Consider the following 22799-nt stretch of genomic DNA (forward strand, 5'->3'; position numbering starts at 1 on the left):
CATGACAGACACAACACTCGACACCGCCATGACCACCAGCCGTGCGAATGCGCTTCCCTGGAAAAAGTTTGCGATCTTTGCGGCGGTCATGCTCGCCATGCTGGTCGTGCCGATCCTGATCGGCGACCAGTTCGTCTCGCATATCTTCATCACCATCTTCATCTTTGCGGGGCTCTCGACCGCCTGGAACATTGTCGGCGGATATGCCGGCCAATTGTCGCTCGGGCATGCGATCTTCTACGGTATCGGCGCCTATGCGGGCATCATGCTGATGAATGTCGGCATTACGCCCTGGCTTGGCATGTTCGTCGGCGCCGCCGTTTCGGTCGTGGTGGCGATCGCCATCAGCTATCCATGCTTCAGGCTGCGCGGTCCATTCTTCTCGCTCGCCACAATCGCTTTCCTGGAAGTCTTCCGTGTTCTCGCCCTGCATTTCCGCGAGTTCACCGGCGGTGCGACCGGGCTGATGATCCCGCTGAAATTCGGTTGGGAGTGGATGGTGTTCCGAGATCGCACTCCGGGGCTTCTGATCGCCTTCGGCATGCTTCTGGTTACTTTGGCCGTCGCATGGTGGATACGTTCGCACCGCCTGGGCTTCTATCTCGTTGCCACCCGCGAGCGGGAAAGTGCAGCGCAGGCTGCCGGCGTCAATACGGTGAAGGTGCGCCTCGTGGCCGTCTCCGCTTCCGCGGCGCTGACGGCCATGATCGGCACCTTCCATGCCATGTATCTGACCTTCATCGATCCGAGTTCCGTCTTTTCGCTGACCACATCGATCCAGATCGCCATGTTCGCGCTGATCGGTGGCCTCGGCACGATCATCGGACCGCTGGTCGGCGCGGTATTCCTGGTGCCGTTGTCCGAACTGGCGCGCGGCTGGCTTGGTGCTTCGGCGCTTGGCCTGCACGGCTTCGTCTATGGCGCCGTGCTCGTCCTCGTCGTTCTGTTCATGCCGAATGGTATTGTCGGGCTTGTCAGCCGATACATGCGCAGTTCAAGCGTGTCGCGCGGGGCGCAATCGGCACCTGTCGCCGCAATCCCGCGATCTGCGAGCCGCCCGCCGATCGGCAAGGATCTGCTTGTTGCCGACCATCTCGACAAGCATTTTGGCGGCCTTCATGTGACCCGCGATGTCAGCCTTACCTTGAGGGAGGGGGAGATCCTCGGCTTGATAGGGCCCAACGGTGCCGGCAAGACGACGGTGTTCAACATGCTGTCCGGCTTCCTCAAGCCTTCCAGCGGATCGGTGAAGGTGCGCTCGGCCGACGGCACGATGATGGCACCGGTAACGCCCGCTGATTTTGCCGCGATCGGCGTTGGGCGGACGTTCCAGATCGTCCAGCCCTTCGCAGCGATGACGGTCGAGGAAAACATCATGGTCGGCGCCTTCCACCGCCACTCCGATGTTCGGGAGGCGCGCGAGGTGGCGCAGGAGACCGCCTATCGCATGGGGCTCGGTCCTCACCTCAACGCTGAGGCACGCGGATTAACCATCGGCGGCCTGAAGCGCCTTGAGGTCGCACGGGTCATGGCGATGAAGCCGCGGATACTGCTGCTCGACGAGGTCATGGCGGGTATCAACCAGACCGACGTTCGCCGTGCCATCGACCTCATGCTGTCGATCCGCGACAGCGGCGTTTCGATCATCGCAATCGAGCATGTCATGCAGGCGGTGATGTCCCTTTCCGACCGGGTCATCGTCCTGAGTTCCGGCCAGATCATCGCCGAAGGCAAGCCTCAGGACGTGGTTCGCGACAAACAGGTCATCGAAGCCTATCTCGGAAAGGAATTTCTCCATGCTGAGGCTTGAGGGCGTTCATGCGGGCTATGGCCCGACAACAATCCTCCACGATATTTCCCTGGAAGTTCAGCGCGGTGAAGTGGTGACGATCGTTGGCGCGAATGGTGCCGGCAAGACGACGACATTACGCACCATTGCCGGGCTTATCCAGCCAACGGAAGGACGGATATTCTTCGAGGATCGCGACATCACGAGGATGCCGGCTCATGAAGTGGTCGATCTCGGCATCACGTTGATACCCGAAGGCAGGCAGCTATTTGCCGACATGACGGTCGAGGAAAATCTGCTGATGGGCGCCTATCGCAAGGAGGCGCGCAGCCGGCAGGCCGAGACGCTGAAACATGTATTGTCGCTGTTTCCGCGGGTGCGCGAGCGGCTTGCACAAAGCGCCGGTTCGCTGTCGGGTGGCGAGCAGCAGATGGTGGCGATCGCCCGCGGCATGATGGCCATGCCGAAGATACTGATGTTCGACGAGCCGTCATTGGGGCTTGCACCAATCATCGTCCAGCAGGTCTTCGAGGTGATCGATGCGATCACCTCGACCGGCACTACGGTTCTGATCGTCGAGCAGAACGTCTTTCACACGCTGAAGGCCGCCGACCGTGGTTACGTGCTGGAGAACGGCGAAATCGTGCTGTCCGATACGTCGGAGGCACTTCTGACCAACGACCATGTCCGCCAAGCCTATCTGGGAATCTGATCATGCCGAAGAAAGAAGAAAATCCGCAGTCCATCGCTTATCGCCCGAGCCATGCCGGGCGACGTGTCCTGGTGACCGGTGCAGGCCGCGGCATAGGCCGGGCGATTGCGCTCGGTTTTGCCGCCCGCGGGGCGATAGTTGGGGTCGCCGATATGAACGAGGCGGATATCGCCGAGACGGTTGGTCTGATCGAGGCGGAAGGCTATGGCTCCGGACTTCCTCTGATGCTGGATGTCGCCGACTATGATGCCGTTTCGTCAACGCTCGAAAAAGCTGCGGTCAAAATGAACGGCGCCTTCGATACGGTCGTCAACAATGCCGGCATTTCGCCCAAGCATGACGGCGTGGCGCACAAGGTCTGGGAGATGGACCCCGGCGAATGGAACCGGGTCGTGGCGGTCAACCTGAGCGGTGCGTTCAACACCATCCGTGCGCTGACGCCGGCCATGTGCGAGGCCGAGCGCGGCTGGATCGTCAATCTGTCCTCGGTCGCCGGCAAGACCTATTCGCCGATCGTCGCCTGCCACTATGCGGCGACCAAATCCGCATTGATCGGCTTTACCAAGCATCTGGCCGCCGAGCTCGGACCATTCGGCATACGCGTCAATGCCTTGGCACCCGGCCGGATCGAGACACCGATGGTGCGCGGTGTTGCGCGAGAAATCAATGACGAACAGGTCAAGCTGACACCGATGGCAAGGCTTGGGCAACCGGAAGAGGTTGCCGACCTCGCAATCTACCTGACCTCGGCTGAATCCAGCTTTGTCACCGGCCAGACGATCGATGTCGCCGGTGGGCTCTATATGACCTGAGCCCCGGCAATTCCCTCAAGCAGATAAACGGATTCAAGATGTGGCCATGAGTGCGAGAACGGACCACGAGATCACCAGACATGAAATCAGTGGCCATGAGATTACAGGCCGCACGCGGATCTACGGCATCCTTGCCGACCCGATCTACCATGTGAAGACACCGCAGGTAATGGCCGAAGTATTTCGCCGTCACGGCCTCGATGCAGTGCTCATCCCGTTTCATGTGAGGCCGGAAGGGCTCGCCACCATGGTGAAGGGTCTGACGGCAATGGAAAATTTCGGTGGCTTCATCGCAACCGTTCCCCACAAGCCGGCAATGCTAGACCTCTGCGACGAGATCACCGATGAGGCGAGCCATATCGGCGCCGTCAATTGCGTGCGCCGGGAGACGGATGGTCGCATGATCGGCACGATGCTGGACGGGATCGGCTTCGTTGTGGCGCTCAAAGACGTCACCGGCTTCGACCCTGCGGGAAAGGCTGCCTATGTTGCCGGAGCAGGTGGTGCTGCCTGTGCCATCGCCTTCGCACTTGCTGGCGCCGGCATTCGACGGCTGACGATCGCAAACCGCACCGTCGACAAGGCGGAGGCGCTGGCGAAACGGCTGCGGGCGGTCTATCCGTCTCTGACGCTCTCCACCGATGCCGGTTCGGTTGCCGAACACGATCTCGTCGTCAATGGCACCTCGCTCGGGATGAAGGCCAGCGATGCCCAGCCCCTCGATTTTTCGCTCCTGTCTCCCCGTCAGGTCGTCGCGGATGCGATCATGGATCCGGTGATGACGCCGCTTCTCGTCGCGGCGCAGCAAAATGGCTGCCGCATCCAGCGCGGATTGCCGATGCTTCAATGCCAGATCGAATTGATGGCGCGGCATATGGGAGCTATCGCATGACGGCTCATGCCCTGCTGCTCGATGAACTCCGCGACATTTGCGGCGACGCCCAAGTGCTGACGGCGGATCTCGATGTCGAAGCCTATTCAACCGACTGGAAAAATAGCGTCCGCGGGCAACCGCTCTGTGTCGTGCGTCCCGCCAATACGGCTGAGGTCTCGGCCGTCGTGAAGGCATGCAATCGCCATCGCGTGCCGATCGTGCCGCAAGGGGGCAATACCGGCCTCGCCGCCGGTGCCACGCCGGGGCCGGATGGTGAAGAGGTGGTATTGTCATTGCTGCGCATGAAGGCGATCCGGGATCTCGATCCGGTCGGCATGACGGTGGAGGTGGAAGCCGGCGCCATCGTACAGACGGTCAAGGAAGAGGCGGAAAGGCGCGGACGACTGCTGCCCGTCAGCCTTGCCGCCGAGGGGTCGGCGATGGTCGGCGGTATCGTCTCGACCAATGCCGGCGGCATCAACGTCCTTCGCTACGGCATGACGCGCGCTCTGGTCCTCGGCCTTGAGGTCGTGCTCGCAGACGGCACGGTGGTCGATGGGCTCCGGCATCTGCGCAAGGACAATGCCGGATATGACTGGAAGCAGTTGTTCATCGGGGCCGAAGGCACGCTCGGCATCATAACGGCTGCCGTTCTGCGTCTGGCTCCAATTCCGAGAGAGAGCGTTACGGCACTGCTATCCATCGCCGATGTCGAAACGGCGCTGAAGCTCTTTGCCCTGGCTCAAGACCATGTTGGCGAAGCCCTCTCGGCTTTCGAGTTGATTTCGGCCACATCGCTTGGCCTCGTGGAGAAGCACGCAGGTCTCAAGAGCCCGATCGCCAGCGGCGACTGGTATCTGCTGGTCGAAGCATCTTCCAGCCTTTCCGGACTACAGCCAGCCATGGAGAAGTTACTGGAAGCGGCTTTCGAGCAAGGCCTGGCGCTTGATGGCGTCGTCGCATCGAGCCGACAACAGACGCAGGCGCTCTGGGCCCTGCGTGAACATGTTACCGAGGCGGAAGCGCGGGAAGGCGGTGGCTTGAAACACGATATCTCGGTGCCGCTCCGCACCATGGCGGACTTCCTTGTCGAAGCCGGTAAGGCGGTAACCGCAATTTGCCCGAGTGCTGCCTTCAATGTATTCGGGCACCTCGGAGACGGTAACCTGCATTACAATGTGCTTATGAATGGCGCCAAAGAGCAGGCCGCAGTGAACCGTGCCGTTCATGACGCGGTGGTCCGTCATAGAGGTTCGATCTCCGCCGAACATGGCATCGGCCAGTATCGCCTTGGCGAGTGGCTGCGTACCAAGCCAGAAAGCGAACAGCTGTTGGCAAGGGCGGTCAAACAGGCAATCGATCCGGGCGGCATGTTCAATCCCGGCAAGCTCTTTCCGGCGACGCTGAAGGGGGACGCCGCATGAGCGCTGAGCCGGAAACCTATGACTATATCATCGTCGGTGGAGGTAATGCCGGTTGCGTGCTGGCCAATCGACTGACGGCGTCCGGACGCCACAGGGTGCTGCTGCTCGAAGCGGGTGGGCCGGGACGAAGCATCTGGATCGGCATTCCTGCCGGCTTTTCCAAGCTGCTCGTCGATCCGGTCTATAACTGGCGGTTCAAGTCCGAGCCTGAGGAGGCGACCAACAATCGGGTCATTTCGGTGCCACGGGGCAGGGGGCTCGGCGGGTCGACGTTGATCAACGGGATGATCTATGTACGTGGCCAGCCGCAGGACTATGACGGCTGGGCGCAAGCCGGCTGCCGCGGCTGGAGTTTCGATGATGTTCTCCCTTTCTTCCGCAAGCTCGAGGATTATGACGGGGCGGCCAGCGCTCTGCGTGCCCAAGGCGGGCCCCTGTCATTGACGACGGTTGGCCTCAGGCCCTCGATCGGCGAGGCCTTCATCAAGGCGGCAGAAGAGGCAGGCTATAACCGAAATCCCGACTACAATGCCGAGAGCCAGGACGGTTTCGGCTATTATCAGGTCAACCAGAAAAACGGTCGACGTGTAACTGCTGCAGACGCCTATCTGAAGCCGGCGATGAATCGGAGCAACCTGCGGGTGCTGACCAATGCCCATGTCCTGCGTATCGACTTTGAAGGCCAGCGGGCGATCGGTGTTACCGCGCGCGTAAGCGGGATGGAGCGAAGCTTTCGCGCCCGTGGCGAGGTGATCCTGACCGCTGGTGCTGCGCAGACCCCGCAATTGCTGGAATTGTCCGGGATCGGCAATCCAGATATCCTCCATCGTATCGGGATCGCGGTCAGGTATGCGCGCCCCGGTGTCGGCGAGAACTATATCGACCATTTCTGCACCCGGATGAACTGGAGGGTAAAGCTGCCCGTCACATTGAACGAGCAGACACGCGGGCTGCATCTGGCACGTGCGGTGGGCCAATATGCAGCGACCCGACGGGGCATCCTCACGCTCGGGACCGGCCTTGTGCATGGCTTCGTGCGCACCCGAGACGGTCTGGCCGGGCCTGATGTCCAGTATTTTTTCATGCATGCAAGCTATGCCAACGCCGCCGAGCGCATTCTGGACAAGCATCCCGGCATGACGATCGGCGTCACGCAACTGAGACCGCAGTCGCGAGGTTCGATCCATGCGGCATCGTCTGATCCATATGCCGGTCCTATAATTCGGCCGAATTTTCTCGCAGTCGAGGAAGACCGTATTGCCATGGTCGAGGGCATGAAACTTGCCCGGCATATCGTCGAGCAGCCGGCCATGGACGCTTTCAGGGAGACGGAGACAAGTCCAGGCCATGAATGTGAAAGCGACGGCGATTGGCTAGCATTCGCGCGCGAAAACGGCCAGACCATCTACCATATCTGCGGTACCTGCCGGATGGGTGGCGATCCGGATGCCATTGTCGATCCAAGCCTCAAGGTCAACGGCATCGCCGGGCTGCGGATCGCCGATGCATCGATCATGCCCACCATCGTGTCTGGCAATACACAGGCGGCTGTGTTCATGATCGCCGAAAAGGCTGCCGATATGATCCTCGCCGAGGCTCGCTGATTTTTGATGTAGCCTCCCGGATATGCCGTTCCCAATTCTGTGATCGGAATTGAAATACCGTTCGGTATGCGACATCTATGTCTCAACCCCACGCGAAATAATGTTGACGTGGTAGGGTGGACAATTTGCCGGCCGGTGACATGCGTTGCCAGTGGCCGATCACGCATGAGAAAGGACCGGCCCATGCCGAACACAGCCCCCAGTGTCAAACTCCTCAACGGCATAGAAATGCCCCAGCTTGGTCTGGGAACCTGGCCGATGGATGATGCCGAAGCGACCCATGCTGTGGCCGGGGCGATCCGTGGCGGTTATCGCCTTATAGATACCGCCGAGAACTATCAGAACGAAACCGGTGTCGGGGCAGGCATTCGAGCCAGTGGCGTCGCTCGTTCCGAGATTTTTCTGACCACCAAGTTCAACAGGGAATGGCACAGCGTCAGCGGCGTTCGTGCCGCTTGCGAGGCCAGTCTCGGACGGCTGAGGCTCGACTACATCGATCTGCTGCTGATCCACTGGCCCAATCCTGATCAGGGTCGTTATGTCGAAGCCTTCGAAGGACTGACGAAAGTTCTTGAAGCCGGCCTCGTCCGTTCGATCGGTGTGTCGAATTTCAAGCCAGCCCATCTGCAGAAGCTTTTCGATGCTGGCTATACGCCGCATGTGAACCAGATCCAGATGGACCCATACCATGCGCGCGCCGATATCGTGGCGGTAAGCGCGTCCAAGGGGATTATCACCGAAGCATGGAGCCCTTTGGGACGCGGAAACGAGATGCTGAGTGACCCGGCAATCGTGGCGATCGCCAAGGCTCATGGTCGCACGCCGGCCCAGGTCGTGCTGAGATGGCATACCCAGCTTGGTCATGTCGCTACGCCGAAGTCATCCGATCCGAAGCGTCAGGCGGAAAACCTGGACATTTTCGATTTTCATCTTTCGGCGGATGAACTGGCGAGCTTGAACTCTCTTGATCGACCTCAAGATGAAATTACCGATGCCGATGTTTTCGGTCATTAAGCACAGTCGTCAGCGTCTGCTCGCTGACTGAGCGGACGCTGGCCGGCGCTGATGGGGTGATCGTCAGCAGATGAGCACTGACGGGTAAACTGAGGCAGAGCTTACAGGCATCTCTGAGGTCGATGACACACCGTGCCGTAGGACCATAGACCTGATAAAAATTAGGCCGATCAGCTTTCCCGCAGCATCCGGATGATGGCGGAAAAATCTTCCGCGCCATGTCCCCCCTTCTCGAAGGCTGCATAAACCTCGGCGGCATGTGCGCCGAGCGGTGTGGCGGCTCCCGATTGCCGCGATGCCTCCTGCGACAGAAGCAGGTCCTTCAGCATCAATGCGGCAGCAAATCCGGGCTTGTAGTCGTTGTTGGCCGGTGATGTCGGCACCGGGCCGGGTACGGGGCAATAGGTCGTGAGCGACCAGCACTGACCGGACGAGGTGGATGCGACATCGAAAAGGGCTTGATGCGAGAGGCCGAGTTTTTCCGCCAGAACGAAGGCCTCGCTGACGCCGATCATCGAGATCCCGAGGATCATGTTGTTGCAGATCTTGGCCGCCTGGCCAGCGCCGTCGCGGCCGCAGTGAACAATCTTGCGCCCCATAGCCTCGAGGATTGACTTGCCGGCGGCAAAGGCTTCACTGGTGCCTCCTACCATAAAGGTCAGCGTGCCGGCGGTGGCTCCACTCGTCCCGCCCGACACGGGCGCATCGAGCGAAAGGCAGTTCATGACACCCGCCAGCTTGTGCGCATGCCGTGCACTTTCGACATCGACGGTCGAGCAGTCGATGATCAGCGTTCCTTCAGCCACAAGTGTCGCGAGGTCGGTCCAGACTGAGACGACGTGCTGGCCCTTGGGTAGCATGGTGATGACGCATTGCGCTTCCCTGACGGCCTTTGCCAGCGAGGCTGCGGGGACCACACCGAGCTCTTCGGCCGCCTTCATCGAGGGTTCCGAAAGGTCAAAGCCGAGGACCGAATGTCCTGCCTTTACCAGATTGGCGGCCATAGGACCGCCCATGTTTCCGAGCCCGATGAATGCGATCCTGGTCATGTTTTTCCCTCCTCTATCATCCGCAAGCAACCGATTGGTCAGCGATTGTCCGCAAGGATCATGTCCGCCGCCTTTTCGGCGATCATGATTGTCGGTGAATTGGTGTTGCCGGAGGTGATGGACGGCATGATCGATGCATCGGCGATGCGCAACCGCCCGAGCGCGCGTAACTTCAACCGTGGATCGACAACGCTGTCCGGATCTGCCCCCATCCGCGCGGTTCCGACCGGGTGAAAGATCGTCGTGCCGATCTCTCCGGCGGCCCTTTCCAGATCGGCATCGCTCTCGTAGCTCGGGCCGGGCTTGTATTCCTCGGGCCGATAGCGCGCGAAGGCCGGTCGACTGACGATGTCCCGCGTCAGGCGGATCGAGCGCACGGCTGTCTCGCGGTCGGCCGTCGTTGACAGGTAGTTCGGCCGGATTGCGGGGGCGAGAGCGAAATCAGGCCCCTTCAGATGCACCGAGCCCCGGCTTTCGGGCCGGAGATTGCATACGCTTGCGGTCATGGCCGGGAAGGTGTGCACAGGCTCGCCGAACCGGTCGAGCGAGACCGGCTGGACATGATATTCGAGGTCGGCGGTCTCCTTGTCCGGGCCGGATCTGGTGAACATGCCGAGCTGGCTCGGCGCCATGGACATCGGCCCGGAGCGCTTCAACGCATATTCCAGCCCGATCGCCATCTTGCCGAGAAGGCGGGAAGCCTGCTCGTTGAGTGTCGGTACGCCTGTGACCTTGTAGACGAGACGAAGCTGGAGATGGTCCTGCAGGTTCTCGCCGACCGCCTTGACCTCCTTTTCAATCTTGATGCCGGCAGCCGTGAGCGCATCTGCGCGCCCTATGCCGGAGAGTTCAAGGATATGCGGTGTGCCGATTGCGCCGGCCGATAGAATCGTCTCGCACCGGGCATGAGCCGTTTTGGTGATGCCCTCATGCTGGAACTCGACGCCCTTCACCTCTCCGTTCTCGACGATCAATCTGCGGACATGCGCCTTTGTCAGCACGCGAAGGTTCTGCCTCTTCAGTGCCGGCCGCAGAAAGGCTTTCGATGTGTTCCAGCGGATGCCGGACCGCTGGTTGACGTCGAAATAGCTGGAGCCTTCATTGTCGCCGCGATTGAAATCGTCGATGGGCGGGATGCCGGCCTCTTCCGCCGCTTGCTGAAAGGCATCGAGCACCGCCCAACGGACGCGTGCCTTTTCCACCCGCCACTCGCCACCGGTGCCGTGCAGGCCATCCTCGCCTTTGTAAAAATCCTCGCTTTTTCTGAAAAAAGGCAGCACATCGTCCCAGCCCCACCCTGCGCAGCCGGTCTGACGCCAGAGATCGTAATCGCGTGCCTGACCGCGCATATAGATCATGCCGTTGATCGACGAGCAGCCACCCAGCAGCTTGCCGCGGGGATAGGAAAGCGAACGGCCGTTCAACCTCTCTTCCTTTTCGGTGGTGAAACACCAATCCGTGCGCGGGTTGTTGATGCAATAGAGATAGCCGACCGGGATATGGACCCAGTGGTAGTTGTCATTGCCTCCGGCTTCAAGCAGCAGGACACGATTTCGGCTGTCGGCTGACAGCCTGTTGGCAAGCACACAGCCAGCGCTTCCCGCACCGATGATAATGTAATCGTAGATTTCCATGATCTTCGCCAGTTAACGCCGGTGCTCGAAGCCGAGCCTGCGACCGAGCCGCGATGCGTAGAATTCTCCGATGATGCCGCGCCGGAAGAGGAGCACGCAGACCATGAAGACGATCCCGGTGATGATGGTGACCGGGAATTGCGACGTTGCCAGGTAGTTCTGCAGGGCAACAACGAGGCCGGCACCGAAGATCGGGCCGATCAGCGTGCCGATCCCGCCGAGCAGTGTCATCAGGATCACTTCGCCGGATGTCTGCCAGCTGACATCGGTCAGGGTGGCAAACTGGAAGACAAGCGCCTTGGTCGCACCTGCCGCGCCTGCCAGGGCGGCAGACATGACGAAGGCGCCGAGCTTGTAGCGCGCTACCGAATAACCGAGCGAAATGGCGCGCTGCTCATTTTCGCGGATCGACTTCAGGATCATGCCGAAGGGCGAATTGATGAACCGCCACATGATGAGCATGCCGATCAGGAACACCGCCAGTACGAAGTAATACATGTTGGTGGTGTCTGCGAGATCGATGACGCCGAACAGGTGACCGCGCGGCACCGATTGGATGCCATCCTCACCATGGGTGAATGAGGCCTGCAGGCAGAAGAAGAAGAACATCTGCGACAGCGCCAGCGTGATCATCGCAAAATAGATGCCCTGGCGGCGAATGGCGAAAAAGCCCATGACGAGCCCCAGCAAGGCAGCACCGAGCGCGCCTGTGAGGATGCCAAGTTCAGGGGAAAAGCCCCATTCCTTCACCGCATGCGCAGTGAAATAGGCGGCTCCGCCGAAGAACGCTGCATGCCCGAAGGACAGGAGCCCGGTATAGCCGAGCAGAAGGTTGAAGGCGCAGGCGAAAAGAGCAAAACACAGAAGCTTCATCAGGAAGATCGGGTAGAGGGCCAGCGGCGCGACGACCAGCAGGATCAGGCCGATGACAAGGAAGGCAGCATAGGCTCTGGACGCAGTGGTGGAGCGCTCGATGCGGGCGGGTGAAACCGCACTCGACTGGGTGACGTGGCTCATATCCGGCTTCCTCCTATACGTCGCGGCCAAACAGGCCGGCCGGCCGGATCAGCAGGACGATGGCCATGATCACGAAGATCACGATGTTCGACGCCTCCGGGTAGAAGACCTTGGTGAGGCCCTCTGCAATTCCGAGCATGTATCCCGTGACGATCGCTCCCATGATCGACCCCATGCCGCCAACCACGACAACGGCGAAAACGACGATGATGATGTTGGAACCCATCAGCGGAGAGACCTGATAGACCGGTGCCGCGAGCACGCCGGCGAAGGCGGCGAGGCCGGCTCCGAGTGCGTAGGTGAGGGTCAGCAGCATCGGCACATTGACGCCGAAGGCCTGCACCAGCGTCGGGTTTTCGGTGGCGGCCCGCAGATAGGCGCCGAGCTTCGTTTTCTCGATCAGGAGCCAGGTGCCGATACAGGCAATGAGCGACACGATCACCACCCAGCCGCGATAATTCGGCAGGAACATGAAGCCCAGATTGGTGGCGCCCGTCAGTTGCGGCGGCGGTGCATAGGGCTGGCCGGAAGAACCATAGAGATAGCGGAATGTGCCTTCGATCGTCAGCGCCAGACCGAAGGTGAAGAGCAGGCCATAGAGGGGATCGAGCTTGTAGAGGCGAGAGAGCATGAAACGTTCGACGACCGCGCCGAAAAGCCCGACGACGATCGGCGCGAGAAACAGCGCGAACCAGTAGTTGATGCCGAAATAGTGGAGCATCAGCATGGCCACGAAGGCACCGAGCATATATTGCGCGCCATGGGCGAAGTTGATGACGCGAAGCAGGCCGAAGATGACCGCAAGCCCGAGGCTCAGCAGCGCATAGAACGAGCCGTTGATCAGGCCGATCAGAAGCTGCCCCATGAAGGCCTGCAACGGTATGCCGAAGATCGTCGTCATGGCATCAGACTCCCAGAACCTTGTGCAGCGTCTGCATTTTTTGCGGCAGTTCCCCGACGGGGAAATCGGCGACCATCCTGCCGTGATCCATCAGGTAGAAGCGATCGGCGACGCGGCTGGCGAAACGAAAGTTCTGTTCCACCATCAGCACAGTCATGCCGCGCGCTTTCAGCGTCTTCAGTACCTCGCCGATGCGCTGGACGATGACAGGTGCCAGTCCCTCGGTCGGCTCATCGAGAATGAGAAGCTTGACGCCGGTGCGCAGGATACGGGCGATTGCCAGCATCTGCTGCTCTCCGCCGGAGAGTTTCGTACCGGGGCTGGCGCGTCTCTCGTGAAGATTGGGGAAAAGCGTGTAGATCTCGTCGAGGGGCATCCCTCCCTCGGCCACGACGGGTGGCAACATCAGATTTTCCTCGACTGTAAGGGTCGAGAAAATGCCGCGCTCCTCCGGCACGAAGCCGAGGCCGGCATGCGCCGTGCGATGCAATGGTACGGACAGCATGTCCTTTCCAGCAAAGCGGATATCGCCCCGGCGTTCGCGGATGATGCCCATGATCGTCCGCAGCGTGGTGGTCTTGCCGACGCCGTTGCGGCCGAGAATGGTGATCGTCTCGCCTTCTCGAACCGTCATGTCGACGCCGTGCAGGACATGGCTTTCGCCATACCATGCGTTGAGATTGGAGACCTGAAGCAATGGCGTCATGTCAGCTCTCCTCCGTGCCCATATAGGCAAGTCGCACGCGTTCGTCCTGGCTGACCGCCGCGTAATTGCCCTCCGCCAGGATCTCGCCCCGCTGCAGCACGGTGACCTGATGACAGATGTCGGAGACGACCGAGAGATTGTGCTCGACCATCAGCACGGCGCGGCTACGGGCCACTTCGCGAATGATGTTCGATACGGTGCCGATATCCTCCTGGCCCATGCCTGCCATGGGTTCGTCCAGCAGCAGCACTCTTGGATCGAGCGCCAGCGTTGTGGCAATCTCCAGGACGCGTTTGCGGCCATAGGAGAGATCGGCAGCAATGGCATTGCGTTCACGCTTCAGGCCCACCGTCTCGATCAGTTCGTCGGCGCGGTCGTTCAGCCGGTCCAGGGATGACATGGGTAGCCAGAACTGCGTGGAAAGCCCGTTCGGGCGTTGAAGTGCGACGCGCACATTGTCGAGAACCGACAGATGCGGAAACACCGCCGAGATCTGGAACGATCGCACAAGGCCCATGCGCGCCACCCTGTCGGGCGGTGTCTTTGTGATATCGGTACCCATCAGCGTGATCGATCCCGCCGACGGCTGCAGGAACTTGGTGAGCAGGTTGAACACCGTGGTCTTGCCGGCACCGTTCGGGCCGATCAGCGCATGGACGCGGGCATGGTGGATGTCCAGGTCGACATTTCGAACGGCAGAGAAGGCTCCGAAGTTCTTCGAGAGGCCGCGGGCGGAGAGGACCACCTGCGGCATCTGTTCCTGCTGTGCTGTTGCGACAGCTGCCATCATTTCACCAGAGGGCAACCGGATTTCGCCGGATCGAGATAGGCCTCCTTGCCGGGAATGGTTGCAAGGACGTTGTAATAGTCCCAGGGTTCCTTGCTTTCCGATGGCTTCTTCACCTGCAGCAGGTACATGTCGTGGATCATCCGGCCGTTGGCCCCGACCGTGCCGCCGCGCCCGAAGAAGTCGTCGACCGGCATTTCGTGCAACGCCTTCGCCACTGCGTCGCTGTCGTCGGTGCCGGCTTTCTGAATGGCCTTCAGATATTGCGTTACCGCTGAATAGGTGCCGGCATGGATCATGTTCGGCATCTTGTTGGTGCGGGCAAAGAACTTCTTGCCGAACGCGCGGCTCTTGTCGTCGAGGTTCCAGTAATAGCCTTCGGTGAGCGTCAGGCCTTGTGCCGCCTCCAGCCCAAGACCGTTGACCTCTGCAAGCGTGAACAGCAGGGCCGCCAGTTTCTGGCCGTTCTGAACGATGCCGAATTCGGCGGCCTGCTTGATCGAGTTGGCAGTATCGAGACCGGCATTGGCGAGGCCGATCACCTTGGCGCCCGAAGACTGCGCCTGTAGCAGGAAGGAGGAGAAATCCTGGCTGGAAAGCGGATGGCGCACCGAGCCCAGAACCTTGCCGCCGTTGGCCTTCACGTAGTCGCTGGTCTGCTGCTCCAGCGAGTAGCCGAAGGCATAGTCGGCGGTGAGAAAGAACCAGCTGTCGCCGCCCTGCTTGACCATCGCGCCACCAGTGCCGACGGCGAGGGCATGCGTGTCATAGGCCCAATGGAAACCATAGGGCGTGCAAGCCTTGCCGGTAAGGTCGGTCGTCGCCGCACCGGTATTGATGGTGATCTTCTTCTTCTCGTTCGAGAGCGCCTGCACGGCGAGGCCGACCGACGATGTCGTCAGGTCCATGATCGCATCGACCTGCTGCGTGTCATACCATTGGCGCGCAATGTTGGAGGCGATGTCGGGCTTGTTCTGGTGGTCGGCATCGACGATTTCGATTGGCGCACCCAGCACCTTGCCGCCAAAATCCTCGACGGCCATCTTGGCTGCTTCCACCGACGACTTGCCGCCGAAGTCGGCATAGACACCGGACTGATCGTTCAGGATGCCGATCTTGACCTTGCCGTCGGAGATCGCACCGGATGCGGTTTGTGCAAATGCGGTGCCGCTCGCCAGCAACAGGGCCAGCGACGTCAGAAACGTCTTTCGCATGAGGTCTCCTCCCAGAGATTACAGAGCGCGAATCTGTTCAAAACTGGCGTATCACCCTCCTCAAAGCGATGCGCCGAGGCCGTATGGTTCAGGAAAACGGTCGTTGACGCAAGAAGCCAGCGACTATTAAATGCGGACAGTATCTGTGCGTTTTTGAACAGATAGAGAGGTGTGATGAGCGGTAATCCCAATTCCACCTGGCCCAATTTTACCTGGGACGATCTGCAATATTTCCTCGCCGTGGCCCGTACGGGGCAGTTGTCGACGGCCGCCCGCCACTTGCGCACCAGCCATGCCACCGTTTCCAGGCGCATCGACAGGCTTGAATTTGCCCTGAAGACCAAGCTCTTCGAGCGCAATCCGCGCGGTTACGTGCTGACGGCGATCGGTCAGCGGTTTGTCGAAGCTGCCGAGCGAATGGAAGCCGAGGCAGACCGCCTACAGACCGAGATGATGTCCGGCTATGCCGCACACCAGGGTGTGGTGCGGTTGAGTGCGCCGGAGGGGATTGCGAATTTCTTCCTCGCCCATCAGATCGGTGATTTTACCGCGCAGCATCCGAACCTCTCGCTGGAACTCGTCACCATCCAGCAGATCATGTCCCTGTCGCGCAAAGAGGCCGATATCGCGATCTCGCTCGATCCACCGAAGGGTGGCCCCTACGAAATCGAAAAGATCACCGACTATCGTCTCAATATCTATGGAGCCGCGGGCTATCTGGCCGGCAAGCCCGAAATCAGGAAGAGAGAGGAACTGCTCCTTCATCCCTTCATTGGATACATACAGGACATGATCTTTGCGCCGGGGCTGGACTATCTCGGCGATGTCCATCCAGGCATCAAGCCGCGCTTTCAAAGCTCCAGCATTTCCGCGCAACTGACGGCGACGCTGCAGCGGCAGGGGCTTTGCATCCTTCCGCATTTCATTGCCTCCCGCCAGCCGGAATTGCGGGTGGTGTTGCCAGGCGAAGTGCAGCTGACACGCCATTACTATCTGGTGCGTCACCGCGACATGAGCCGTATCCCGCGCGTGCGCGCCGTGGCGGACTACATCAGCACCGTCGTGGACGAAAATCGCAAGGTGTTCATGGGCGGCTGACATGTCCCTGTGAATGTGGATGGCGTCCTGCCCGTCTCCGCGATGACGCAGGACTGCCGATCTCGAAACTTTAGCTCGCCCTTGGCTTGGTCTTTCTGGCGCGGGAAACGGCATCTCCTGCGTTGGCAGCCAGCCGGAAACTGTCGATCAGGCCGAGGCTCGATATGGCAGCGACGATAAGGAACGCGATGCGGAATGGCATGGCGGGGTCGGCCGCACTGGGAAATTGATCCCCGATACGCCATCCGACGGCTCCGAGTGCGATCCCGAGACCGATGGCAAGTTGAAACACCGTGGAAAACAGCGTGTTGGCGCTGGACATGCCTTTGGCTGGGACATCCGCAAACGCGATTGTGTTCAACGCGGTGAACTGCATGGAACGCGTCATTCCCCCGAGGAAAAGCAGGAGCAGAATAAGCCAAAGCGGCATTGTTGGACCGAACAATGCACAAGCGGCGATGAGAAGTGCGTTCAGCGCGCCGTTGACGAGCAGGACCCTCCTGAAACCGAAATTCCGCATGATAGGGGTGGTCATCGGCTTTGCCAGAAAATTTCCGGCGAAAACCGCCATCAGCATCGAGCCCGCCTCGAACGAACCATAGCCGAAACCGATCTGAAACATGGCCGGCAGGAGAAAGGGTACCGCGCTGACGCCCATCCTGAAGAGAGAGCCGCCATATATGGCGGTCGAAAACGTGGGTAGCCGCAGCGCCGAGAGTTCCAGCATTGCGTTCGGGGTATGGTTGAGGTGACGCACGGCAAAAAACACGAGCATGAGGCCAGCAAGCAGCGGCCCGATTGCCACGATCATGCTTGCCTCCGGTCTACTCAGGACGTCCGCGACAAACATGAGGCAGAATACGCCGGCTCCGCTCAGAAGAAATCCTATCCAGTCGAAGTCGCGGGCTCTCGCTTCATTGTCCTGCGGCACAAGCCGCAAGGCGGTTATGATGGCGATAATCCCGAGCGGGAGGTTCAGCCAGAAGATCCATCGCCAGTCGCCGTAATCGACGAGCAGGCCGCCAAGCGGGGGGCCGAGAACGGGGGCGACGAGCGCCGGCCAGGTCAATACCGCGATGGCCCGCACCAGCATGTTCTTCGGTGTCTGCCTCAGGACAACAAGGCGACCGACCGGCACCATCATTGCCCCGCCTATGCCCTGGGCCACTCTGGCCGCGATGAAAAAGGGCAGGTTGGAGGAAAGGCCGCAGAGTAGCGACGCCAGCGTGAAGATCAGGATCGCCGAGGTGAACACGCGCCTTGCGCCGAAACGCTCGACCATCCAGCCACTGACCGGAATGAAAACGCCAAGCGTCAGCATATAGGCGGAGATGCCACTGGAAAGATCGACCGGCTTTACATCGAAACTTCGCGCCATGGCCGGGATCGCGGGTGTGATCACGGTGGCATCGAGGTTTTCCATGAAGAAAGTACCAGCGACCAGCAGCGATAGAGCGACGCCGGGTCTTCTGTAGGCTTCCTTTGCGCCGGCCGATGACGCGTCTGGCCTGGGCGCATCTTGCGACGGGCTGGTCAATTATGTGATCTCTCTTCGATCGCTAATCGTGAGCAATGCGTATAACTCGCCCGAGCTCAGCCGAGCAGGCGCTTGATCCAGACATCAACCGGGTCGCCACTGCCGAGATCCGCCTGAACCAGTCCGTCGACCATGAAGGTCGGCGACACATGGATGCCGTTTTGCCTTGCATATTTCGCGTGCCGCTTGATTTCCGCTTCCAGTTCTGGGAACTCGAAGGCCTCCTGCAGCGCCAGTCCGGTATAGGCTTCGATGCGCTGGATGATCTGTCTCGGGGTCGCGTCCATGTTGGCCCCCTTGCAGTGCTTCTCGAATTCGAACTCTTCGCGTCTTGCTCCGACTTCGGCCAGCACCCGCTTCGCATTTTCCTTGCCGCCATCCAGCATGGACGCAGCAAGCACGCAACGCGTGACGACACCGGTGAACATGTGCCAGGGCTGCGGCTGCATGCGCAGCTTCACCGTGATTTTGTCTTCGCCGGCCTGTTCCAGCAGAGCATCCATCTTGTTGAAGGCGCGCACGGAAAACGGGCAGGTCGGCTCAAGGAACATCTCGAACAGGTGAGGGCCGTGGCCCCAGGTCAACGGATCGGCGCGGTGTTCTGGGCTGGACATGCAGTTCCTCACGGTTTCGTGCGTCGGAGCAGGAGCTTCGGGGATTGAGGCATTGTTACTGCTTAATCCGTTTTCGATGCGGGATAATCCTGCGAAATTGAGACTCAGCGTCTTTATTCAGAGAATAATGGACCGGCCTCCGTGCTTCGCCTTTTTCGTCCCGATTGCCGGGCAACGCAACCTTTCAGTGGTTGTGCCGGCGTGCGGCATCTCGCCCTCTGTCGCGACCACGGTATTGAAGCCGCTTGAGTAGCGAATTTGCGCGGTCTCGGAAGCTAAGTGTTAACGTCGTCCGCGCTGGCCGCCGAAATATCAGTCGCCAAGTGCTCGTTCTGTTCTTATGGGCCAGGACGACGATCCCCGAATGAGCCGCAATAGCTCATTCGGCGATCGTTGTCCGTTTCAGCCGCCGGCGGGTATCGCTCGGGCTTTCGCCATAGCTTGTTCGATAGCCTCGGGAAAACGCCGAGGCCGAGTTGAAGCCGGTTTCGGCGGCGATATCGGCGAAGCTTCCTTTCGTCTCGATCACCTTGCGTCGCGCGGCGTTGAGGCGAAGAGCAAGGTAATGGGCGTGCGGGGTAATCCCCATCGTCTCGCGAAACAGATCCTGCAGATGGCGAGCGCTGATGCCGCAGCGTCTTGCCAGCCTTGCCAGCGACAACGGCGCCTCGACGCTTTCCTCCATCAGCTTCACCGCAGTCTGTACGCGTGCGTCGACGATGCGCATGTTGCCGATCGCCGGCATCTGCAGGAGATCGCCTCGGGTCCGGTCCTGCTCGTAGATGAAGAGCCGCGACACTTCGAGGGCGAGCGAATAGCCATGCCGCCGGCGGATCAGTTCCAGCATCAGATCGAGCGTCGGCAGCGATCCGCCGGTGGTGATCCTCTTTCCGTCGATGACGAAGCGCTCGCGGATCATCGTTACCTGCGGATAGGCACGGGAAAAATCGTCGAAATCCTCCCAATGGGTGGTGGCGGAAAAGCCATTAAGCAGGCTTGTATCGGCAAGGATGAATGAACCTGCTTCGATGCCTGCCATCAGATTGCGATGCCTAGCGGTTTTCGACAGCAGGAATTTCAGTTCGCGGGTAGCTCCGTTCTTCCAATTGTAGCTGGACAACACGAAAAGCGGGTCCGTTTCGCGGGCAGGGCTGAAGATGCCGGCGACCGGTATCGGGATTCCCGATCGGGTCTCGATGCTGTGCCCATCCGGTGAATGAAGCGTCCAGCGATAGAGATCCTTGCCGGCAATTCGGTTGGCGGCGCGTAGCGGTTCGATCACCGAGGCGACCAGGATGAGATTGGTCTCCGGCAAAACAAGGATATCGATGTGCTCCGCGATGCTCATGAAATTGCGCCCGATGTGGTGCTGAAAATGTATGAAATGATGCCGAAAATGGAAAGCATTTCCTTTGTCGCTGCCTCGTAATGGCGGCAACGAAAAGGAGGGAACCATGCCGCTCGAGATGAATCGCGAGGTCTTCATCACCTGTGCCATCACCGGTGCCGGGGACACTGTGGGCAAGTCCAGTCACGTGCCAATCACGCCGAAGCAGATCGCGGAATCCGCGATCGATGCGGCAAAGGCGGGCGCCGCAGTCGTTCACTGTCACGTTCGCAATCCCGAAACGGGGGCAGCCGCCCGCGGCAAGGAGCTTTATAAAGAGGTCACCGACCGCATCCGTTCGGCGGACATAGACGTCGTGCTGAACCTGACGGCCGGGATGGGCGGTGATCTCGTATTCGGCAATGTCGAGGCACCGTTTCCTTATAATCCGGCGGGCACCGACATGGCGGGCGCCACCGAGCGTGTCGCGCATGTGGCCGAATGCCTGCCGGAAATCTGCACGCTCGATTGCGGCACGATGAACTTTTCGCTCGGCGATTATGTAATGACCAACACGCCATCCATGTTGCGTGAAATGGCGCGGCAGATGACGGCACTCGGCGTGCGTCCCGAGATCGAGGCTTTCGACACCGGCCATCTCTGGTTTGCCAAGCAATTGGTTGAGGAGGGGCTGATCGAGGATCCGGTGCTGATCCAGCTCTGCATGGGCATCCCGTGGGGCGCGCCCGACGACCTCAACACCTTTATGGCGATGGTCAACAATGTGCCGAAGAGCTGGACGTTCTCCGCCTTCTCGATCGGCCGCAACGCGCTTGCCTATCCGGCCGCTGCAGTCCTTGCGGGTGGCAATGTCCGGGTGGGGCTGGAGGACAATCTCTATGTCGGCAAGGGCCAGCTCGCCACCAACGCACAACTCGTCGAGAAGGCCGTGGGCGTGATCGAGGGCATGGGCGCGAGGATCATCGGGCCGCAACAGGTTCGCGAAAAACTCAAGCTGACAAAGCGGTGATCGACATGACGAGTATCAGACAGGCAGCCTGCATCGGCGGTGGCGTGATCGGCGGGGCATGGGCTGCCCGCTTCCTCCTCGGCGGGATCAACGTTTCCATGTACGATCCACATCCGGAGGCGGAGCGCATCGTCGGCGAAGTGCTTGCCAATGCCGAGCGCGCCTATGCCATGCTGACCATGGCGCCGCTTCCGCCAAGGGGCAGACTCACCTTCTTCAAGACAATCGAGGAAGCCGTTGCCGGCGCCGACTGGATACAGGAAAGCGTGCCGGAACGCGTCGATCTGAAACGCAATGTGATCACCCAGATCGATGCGGCGGCGGATCCGAAGGCGCTGATCGGCTCTTCCACATCCGGCATCATGCCGACCGACCTGCAGCGCGACATGAAGCATCCGGAGCGCATGTTCGTTGCCCATCCGTATAATCCGGTCTACTTGCTGCCGCTTGCGGAACTGGTTGGCGGGCAGAAGACCTCTGCCGAGACGCTGGAGCTTGCCAAGGCCAAGCTCGCGCCGATCGGCATGAAGGGGGTTATCCTCAAGAAGGAGATCGAAGCCTTCGTCGGCGACCGCTTGCTCGAAGCGGTCTGGCGTGAAGGCTTGTGGCTGATCCAGGACGATATTTGCGACACCGAAACGCTGGATGACGTGATCCGCTATTCCTTCGGCATGCGCTGGGCGCAGATGGGTATGTTCGAGACCTACCGCATTGCAGGTGGCGAGGCGGGCATGCGCCATTTCATCGCCCAGTTCGGCCCATGCCTCTCCTGGCCCTGGACAAAGCTGATGGACGTTGTCGATCTGACCGATGATCTGGTCGACAAGATCGCCAGCCAGTCCGATGCCCAGTCAGGTGCCTATGGTTTCCGCGAACTTGAGCGCATCCGCGACGAAAACCTCGTCGGCATCATGCAGACGCTCAAGGGATCGAACGGCGGCAAGGGCTGGGGCTCGGGCAAGATCCTCGCCGATTTCGAAAAACATCTATGGGCACAGGCTGGCGGAAAGAGCGAGGCGCCGGATCTTTCCGCACCGCTCCGGCTGATCGATACCAAGGTGAGCCCCGCCTGGGTCGACTATAACGGTCACATGACCGAGCATCGCTACCTGCAGGTTTTCGGTGACACGTCTGACGCGCTGCTGCGGCTGATCGGGGTCGATTTCGCCTATGTCGAGGCCGGCCACAGCTACTACACCGTCGAGACCCATATCCGCCATCTCGGAGAGGCCAAGCTTGGCACGAAGCTTTACGCCACGCTGCAAGTGCTTTCGACCGACGAGAAGCGCATCCAGTATTTCACCACCATCTTCAATGCAGACACCAACGAGGCCCTGGCAACCGCCGAGCAGCTGATGCTGCATGTGGACAGCAAGGCCGGCAAGGCAGCGAGCGCCCCGGCCGAGGTGCTGGCCAAGCTGAAGCCGATTGCCGACGCCCATGCCAAGCTGCCGGCGCCGGATGGCGTTGGTCGGTCGGTCGGGCAGAAGAAGTAAGTTGCCTCTTACCCTAACCCTCTGCCCGCAAGCGGGGAGAGGGGACGTGCCCCGCGCATGGTAAATGGAGAGGAAAACAGGGTGGCATATACCTTCTCCCCGCCTGCGGGGAGAAGGTGGCGGCAGCCGGATGAGGGGCGGTTACGCCCAGAAGAGGGGA

At 60.3% G+C, this 22799-nt stretch carries 20 protein-coding genes; 10 read left to right on the plus strand and 10 right to left on the minus strand.

From position 1 onward, the window contains the following. Position 1: 1 nt before the first annotated feature. From NCHU2750_RS22635 to NCHU2750_RS22665, 7 genes are all read left to right on the plus strand, one after another. Positions 2-1810, plus strand: a complete 1809-nt coding sequence (locus NCHU2750_RS22635) for a branched-chain amino acid ABC transporter ATP-binding protein/permease (RefSeq protein WP_119944013.1) — start codon at positions 2-4, stop codon at positions 1808-1810. Next, positions 1797-2501: an ABC transporter ATP-binding protein gene (locus NCHU2750_RS22640; RefSeq protein WP_119944014.1), complete on the plus strand. Its 705-nt coding sequence runs from the start codon at positions 1797-1799 to the stop codon at positions 2499-2501. The genes NCHU2750_RS22635 and NCHU2750_RS22640 overlap by 14 nt, the downstream gene beginning before the upstream one ends. A 2-nt stretch (positions 2502-2503) precedes the next feature. After that, a complete protein-coding gene (fabG, locus tag NCHU2750_RS22645) occupies positions 2504-3313 on the plus strand; it encodes a 3-oxoacyl-ACP reductase FabG (RefSeq protein WP_119944015.1) in 810 nt (269 codons plus the stop codon). Between the two features lie 46 nt (positions 3314-3359). Beyond that, entirely contained in the window at positions 3360-4205 is an 846-nt protein-coding gene (locus tag NCHU2750_RS22650) for a shikimate dehydrogenase family protein (protein WP_119944016.1), read from the plus strand. After that, complete coding sequence (locus tag NCHU2750_RS22655) at positions 4202-5611, plus strand: FAD-binding oxidoreductase (RefSeq protein ID WP_119944017.1); 1410 nt, start codon at positions 4202-4204, stop codon at positions 5609-5611. The genes NCHU2750_RS22650 and NCHU2750_RS22655 overlap by 4 nt, the downstream gene beginning before the upstream one ends. Next, the gene (locus NCHU2750_RS22660; protein ID WP_119944018.1) at positions 5608-7215 is read left to right on the plus strand and encodes a GMC family oxidoreductase; all 1608 of its coding nucleotides are present in this window, start codon (positions 5608-5610) and stop codon (positions 7213-7215) included. Before NCHU2750_RS22655 ends, NCHU2750_RS22660 begins: the two co-directional genes overlap by 4 nt. 183 nt (positions 7216-7398) lie before the next feature. Further along, positions 7399-8229 (plus strand): aldo/keto reductase, encoded by an 831-nt coding sequence (locus NCHU2750_RS22665; protein ID WP_119944019.1) that lies wholly within the window; start codon positions 7399-7401, stop codon positions 8227-8229. Positions 8230-8399: 170 nt separating this feature from the next. Here NCHU2750_RS22665 and mmsB read toward each other — a convergent pair whose 3' ends face one another. Genes mmsB through NCHU2750_RS22700 form a run of 7 tightly spaced genes read right to left on the minus strand, consistent with a single transcriptional unit; the run spans position 8400 to position 15537 of the window. After that, a complete protein-coding gene (mmsB, locus tag NCHU2750_RS22670; RefSeq protein WP_119944020.1) occupies positions 8400-9278 on the minus strand; it encodes a 3-hydroxyisobutyrate dehydrogenase in 879 nt (292 codons plus the stop codon). Positions 9279-9316: 38 nt separating this feature from the next. Then, positions 9317-10912 carry a GMC family oxidoreductase gene (locus NCHU2750_RS22675; protein WP_119944021.1) on the minus strand — a complete coding sequence of 532 codons (1596 nt, stop codon included), beginning with the start codon at positions 10910-10912 and terminating at the stop codon, positions 9317-9319. Between the two features lie 12 nt (positions 10913-10924). Further along, entirely contained in the window at positions 10925-11929 is a 1005-nt protein-coding gene (locus NCHU2750_RS22680) for a branched-chain amino acid ABC transporter permease (protein ID WP_119944022.1), read from the minus strand. 13 nt (positions 11930-11942) lie between these two features. Next, positions 11943-12830, minus strand: coding sequence for a branched-chain amino acid ABC transporter permease (locus NCHU2750_RS22685; RefSeq protein WP_119944023.1), 888 nt, complete (start codon positions 12828-12830; stop codon positions 11943-11945). Positions 12831-12834: 4 nt separating this feature from the next. After that, complete coding sequence (locus NCHU2750_RS22690) at positions 12835-13536, minus strand: ABC transporter ATP-binding protein (RefSeq protein ID WP_119944024.1); 702 nt, start codon at positions 13534-13536, stop codon at positions 12835-12837. Position 13537: 1 nt separating this feature from the next. Next, the gene (locus tag NCHU2750_RS22695; RefSeq protein WP_502703864.1) at positions 13538-14326 is read right to left on the minus strand and encodes an ABC transporter ATP-binding protein; all 789 of its coding nucleotides are present in this window, start codon (positions 14324-14326) and stop codon (positions 13538-13540) included. Next, positions 14323-15537: an ABC transporter substrate-binding protein gene (locus tag NCHU2750_RS22700; protein WP_119944026.1), complete on the minus strand. Its 1215-nt coding sequence runs from the start codon at positions 15535-15537 to the stop codon at positions 14323-14325. Before NCHU2750_RS22700 ends, NCHU2750_RS22695 begins: the two co-directional genes overlap by 4 nt. Positions 15538-15711: 174 nt before the next feature. Here NCHU2750_RS22700 and NCHU2750_RS22705 point away from each other — a divergent pair, with 174 nt between their 5' ends. Continuing rightward, positions 15712-16635, plus strand: a complete 924-nt coding sequence (locus NCHU2750_RS22705; protein WP_119944027.1) for a LysR family transcriptional regulator — start codon at positions 15712-15714, stop codon at positions 16633-16635. Positions 16636-16705: 70 nt separating this feature from the next. On the opposite strand, the gene NCHU2750_RS22710 is transcribed toward NCHU2750_RS22705, so the two are convergent. The 3 genes from NCHU2750_RS22710 to NCHU2750_RS22720 form a co-directional block, all read right to left on the minus strand. Further along, a complete protein-coding gene (locus NCHU2750_RS22710; RefSeq protein ID WP_502703865.1) occupies positions 16706-18172 on the minus strand; it encodes an MFS transporter in 1467 nt (488 codons plus the stop codon). Positions 18173-18228: 56 nt separating this feature from the next. Next, complete coding sequence (locus tag NCHU2750_RS22715) at positions 18229-18786, minus strand: DsbA family protein (protein ID WP_119944028.1); 558 nt, start codon at positions 18784-18786, stop codon at positions 18229-18231. Between the two features lie 379 nt (positions 18787-19165). After that, positions 19166-20134, minus strand: a complete 969-nt coding sequence (locus tag NCHU2750_RS22720) for a GlxA family transcriptional regulator (protein WP_119944338.1) — start codon at positions 20132-20134, stop codon at positions 19166-19168. A 106-nt stretch (positions 20135-20240) separates the two neighbouring features. Here NCHU2750_RS22720 and bcoG point away from each other — a divergent pair, with 106 nt between their 5' ends. Together bcoG and NCHU2750_RS22730 are read left to right on the plus strand one after the other, a co-directional pair. Continuing rightward, complete coding sequence (gene bcoG, locus NCHU2750_RS22725) at positions 20241-21143, plus strand: 3-dehydrocarnitine:acetyl-CoA trimethylamine transferase BcoG (protein ID WP_119944029.1); 903 nt, start codon at positions 20241-20243, stop codon at positions 21141-21143. A gap of 5 nt (positions 21144-21148) precedes the next feature. Beyond that, positions 21149-22639 (plus strand): carnitine 3-dehydrogenase, encoded by a 1491-nt coding sequence (locus tag NCHU2750_RS22730; RefSeq protein WP_119944339.1) that lies wholly within the window; start codon positions 21149-21151, stop codon positions 22637-22639. The last annotated feature ends 160 nt before the right edge of the window (positions 22640-22799 follow it).

Source organism: Neorhizobium sp. NCHU2750 (genome assembly GCF_003597675.1).
Classification (GTDB): Bacteria; Pseudomonadota; Alphaproteobacteria; order Rhizobiales; family Rhizobiaceae; genus Neorhizobium.

What these genes read in the sequence shown, in the direction of transcription:
- NCHU2750_RS22640 (WP_119944014.1), top strand. Translation starts at nt 1,797, where the DNA reads ATGCTGAGGCTTGAGGGCGTTCATGCGGGCTATGGCCCGACAACAATC.
- NCHU2750_RS22665 (WP_119944019.1), top strand. Translation starts at nt 7,399, where the DNA reads ATGCCGAACACAGCCCCCAGTGTCAAACTCCTCAACGGCATAGAAATG.
- NCHU2750_RS22715 (WP_119944028.1), bottom strand. Translation starts at nt 18,786, where the DNA reads ATGTCCAGCCCAGAACACCGCGCCGATCCGTTGACCTGGGGCCACGGC.
- NCHU2750_RS22730 (WP_119944339.1), top strand. Translation starts at nt 21,149, where the DNA reads ATGACGAGTATCAGACAGGCAGCCTGCATCGGCGGTGGCGTGATCGGC.
- NCHU2750_RS22720 (WP_119944338.1), bottom strand. Translation starts at nt 20,134, where the DNA reads ATGAGCATCGCGGAGCACATCGATATCCTTGTTTTGCCGGAGACCAAT.
- fabG (WP_119944015.1), top strand. Translation starts at nt 2,504, where the DNA reads ATGCCGAAGAAAGAAGAAAATCCGCAGTCCATCGCTTATCGCCCGAGC.
- NCHU2750_RS22655 (WP_119944017.1), top strand. Translation starts at nt 4,202, where the DNA reads ATGACGGCTCATGCCCTGCTGCTCGATGAACTCCGCGACATTTGCGGC.
- NCHU2750_RS22680 (WP_119944022.1), bottom strand. Translation starts at nt 11,929, where the DNA reads ATGAGCCACGTCACCCAGTCGAGTGCGGTTTCACCCGCCCGCATCGAG.
- NCHU2750_RS22685 (WP_119944023.1), bottom strand. Translation starts at nt 12,830, where the DNA reads ATGACGACGATCTTCGGCATACCGTTGCAGGCCTTCATGGGGCAGCTT.
- NCHU2750_RS22675 (WP_119944021.1), bottom strand. Translation starts at nt 10,912, where the DNA reads ATGGAAATCTACGATTACATTATCATCGGTGCGGGAAGCGCTGGCTGT.
- NCHU2750_RS22635 (WP_119944013.1), top strand. Translation starts at nt 2, where the DNA reads ATGACAGACACAACACTCGACACCGCCATGACCACCAGCCGTGCGAAT.
- NCHU2750_RS22660 (WP_119944018.1), top strand. Translation starts at nt 5,608, where the DNA reads ATGAGCGCTGAGCCGGAAACCTATGACTATATCATCGTCGGTGGAGGT.
- mmsB (WP_119944020.1), bottom strand. Translation starts at nt 9,278, where the DNA reads ATGACCAGGATCGCATTCATCGGGCTCGGAAACATGGGCGGTCCTATG.
- bcoG (WP_119944029.1), top strand. Translation starts at nt 20,241, where the DNA reads ATGCCGCTCGAGATGAATCGCGAGGTCTTCATCACCTGTGCCATCACC.
- NCHU2750_RS22695 (WP_502703864.1), bottom strand. Translation starts at nt 14,326, where the DNA reads ATGATGGCAGCTGTCGCAACAGCACAGCAGGAACAGATGCCGCAGGTG.
- NCHU2750_RS22705 (WP_119944027.1), top strand. Translation starts at nt 15,712, where the DNA reads ATGAGCGGTAATCCCAATTCCACCTGGCCCAATTTTACCTGGGACGAT.
- NCHU2750_RS22700 (WP_119944026.1), bottom strand. Translation starts at nt 15,537, where the DNA reads ATGCGAAAGACGTTTCTGACGTCGCTGGCCCTGTTGCTGGCGAGCGGC.
- NCHU2750_RS22690 (WP_119944024.1), bottom strand. Translation starts at nt 13,536, where the DNA reads ATGACGCCATTGCTTCAGGTCTCCAATCTCAACGCATGGTATGGCGAA.
- NCHU2750_RS22650 (WP_119944016.1), top strand. Translation starts at nt 3,360, where the DNA reads ATGAGTGCGAGAACGGACCACGAGATCACCAGACATGAAATCAGTGGC.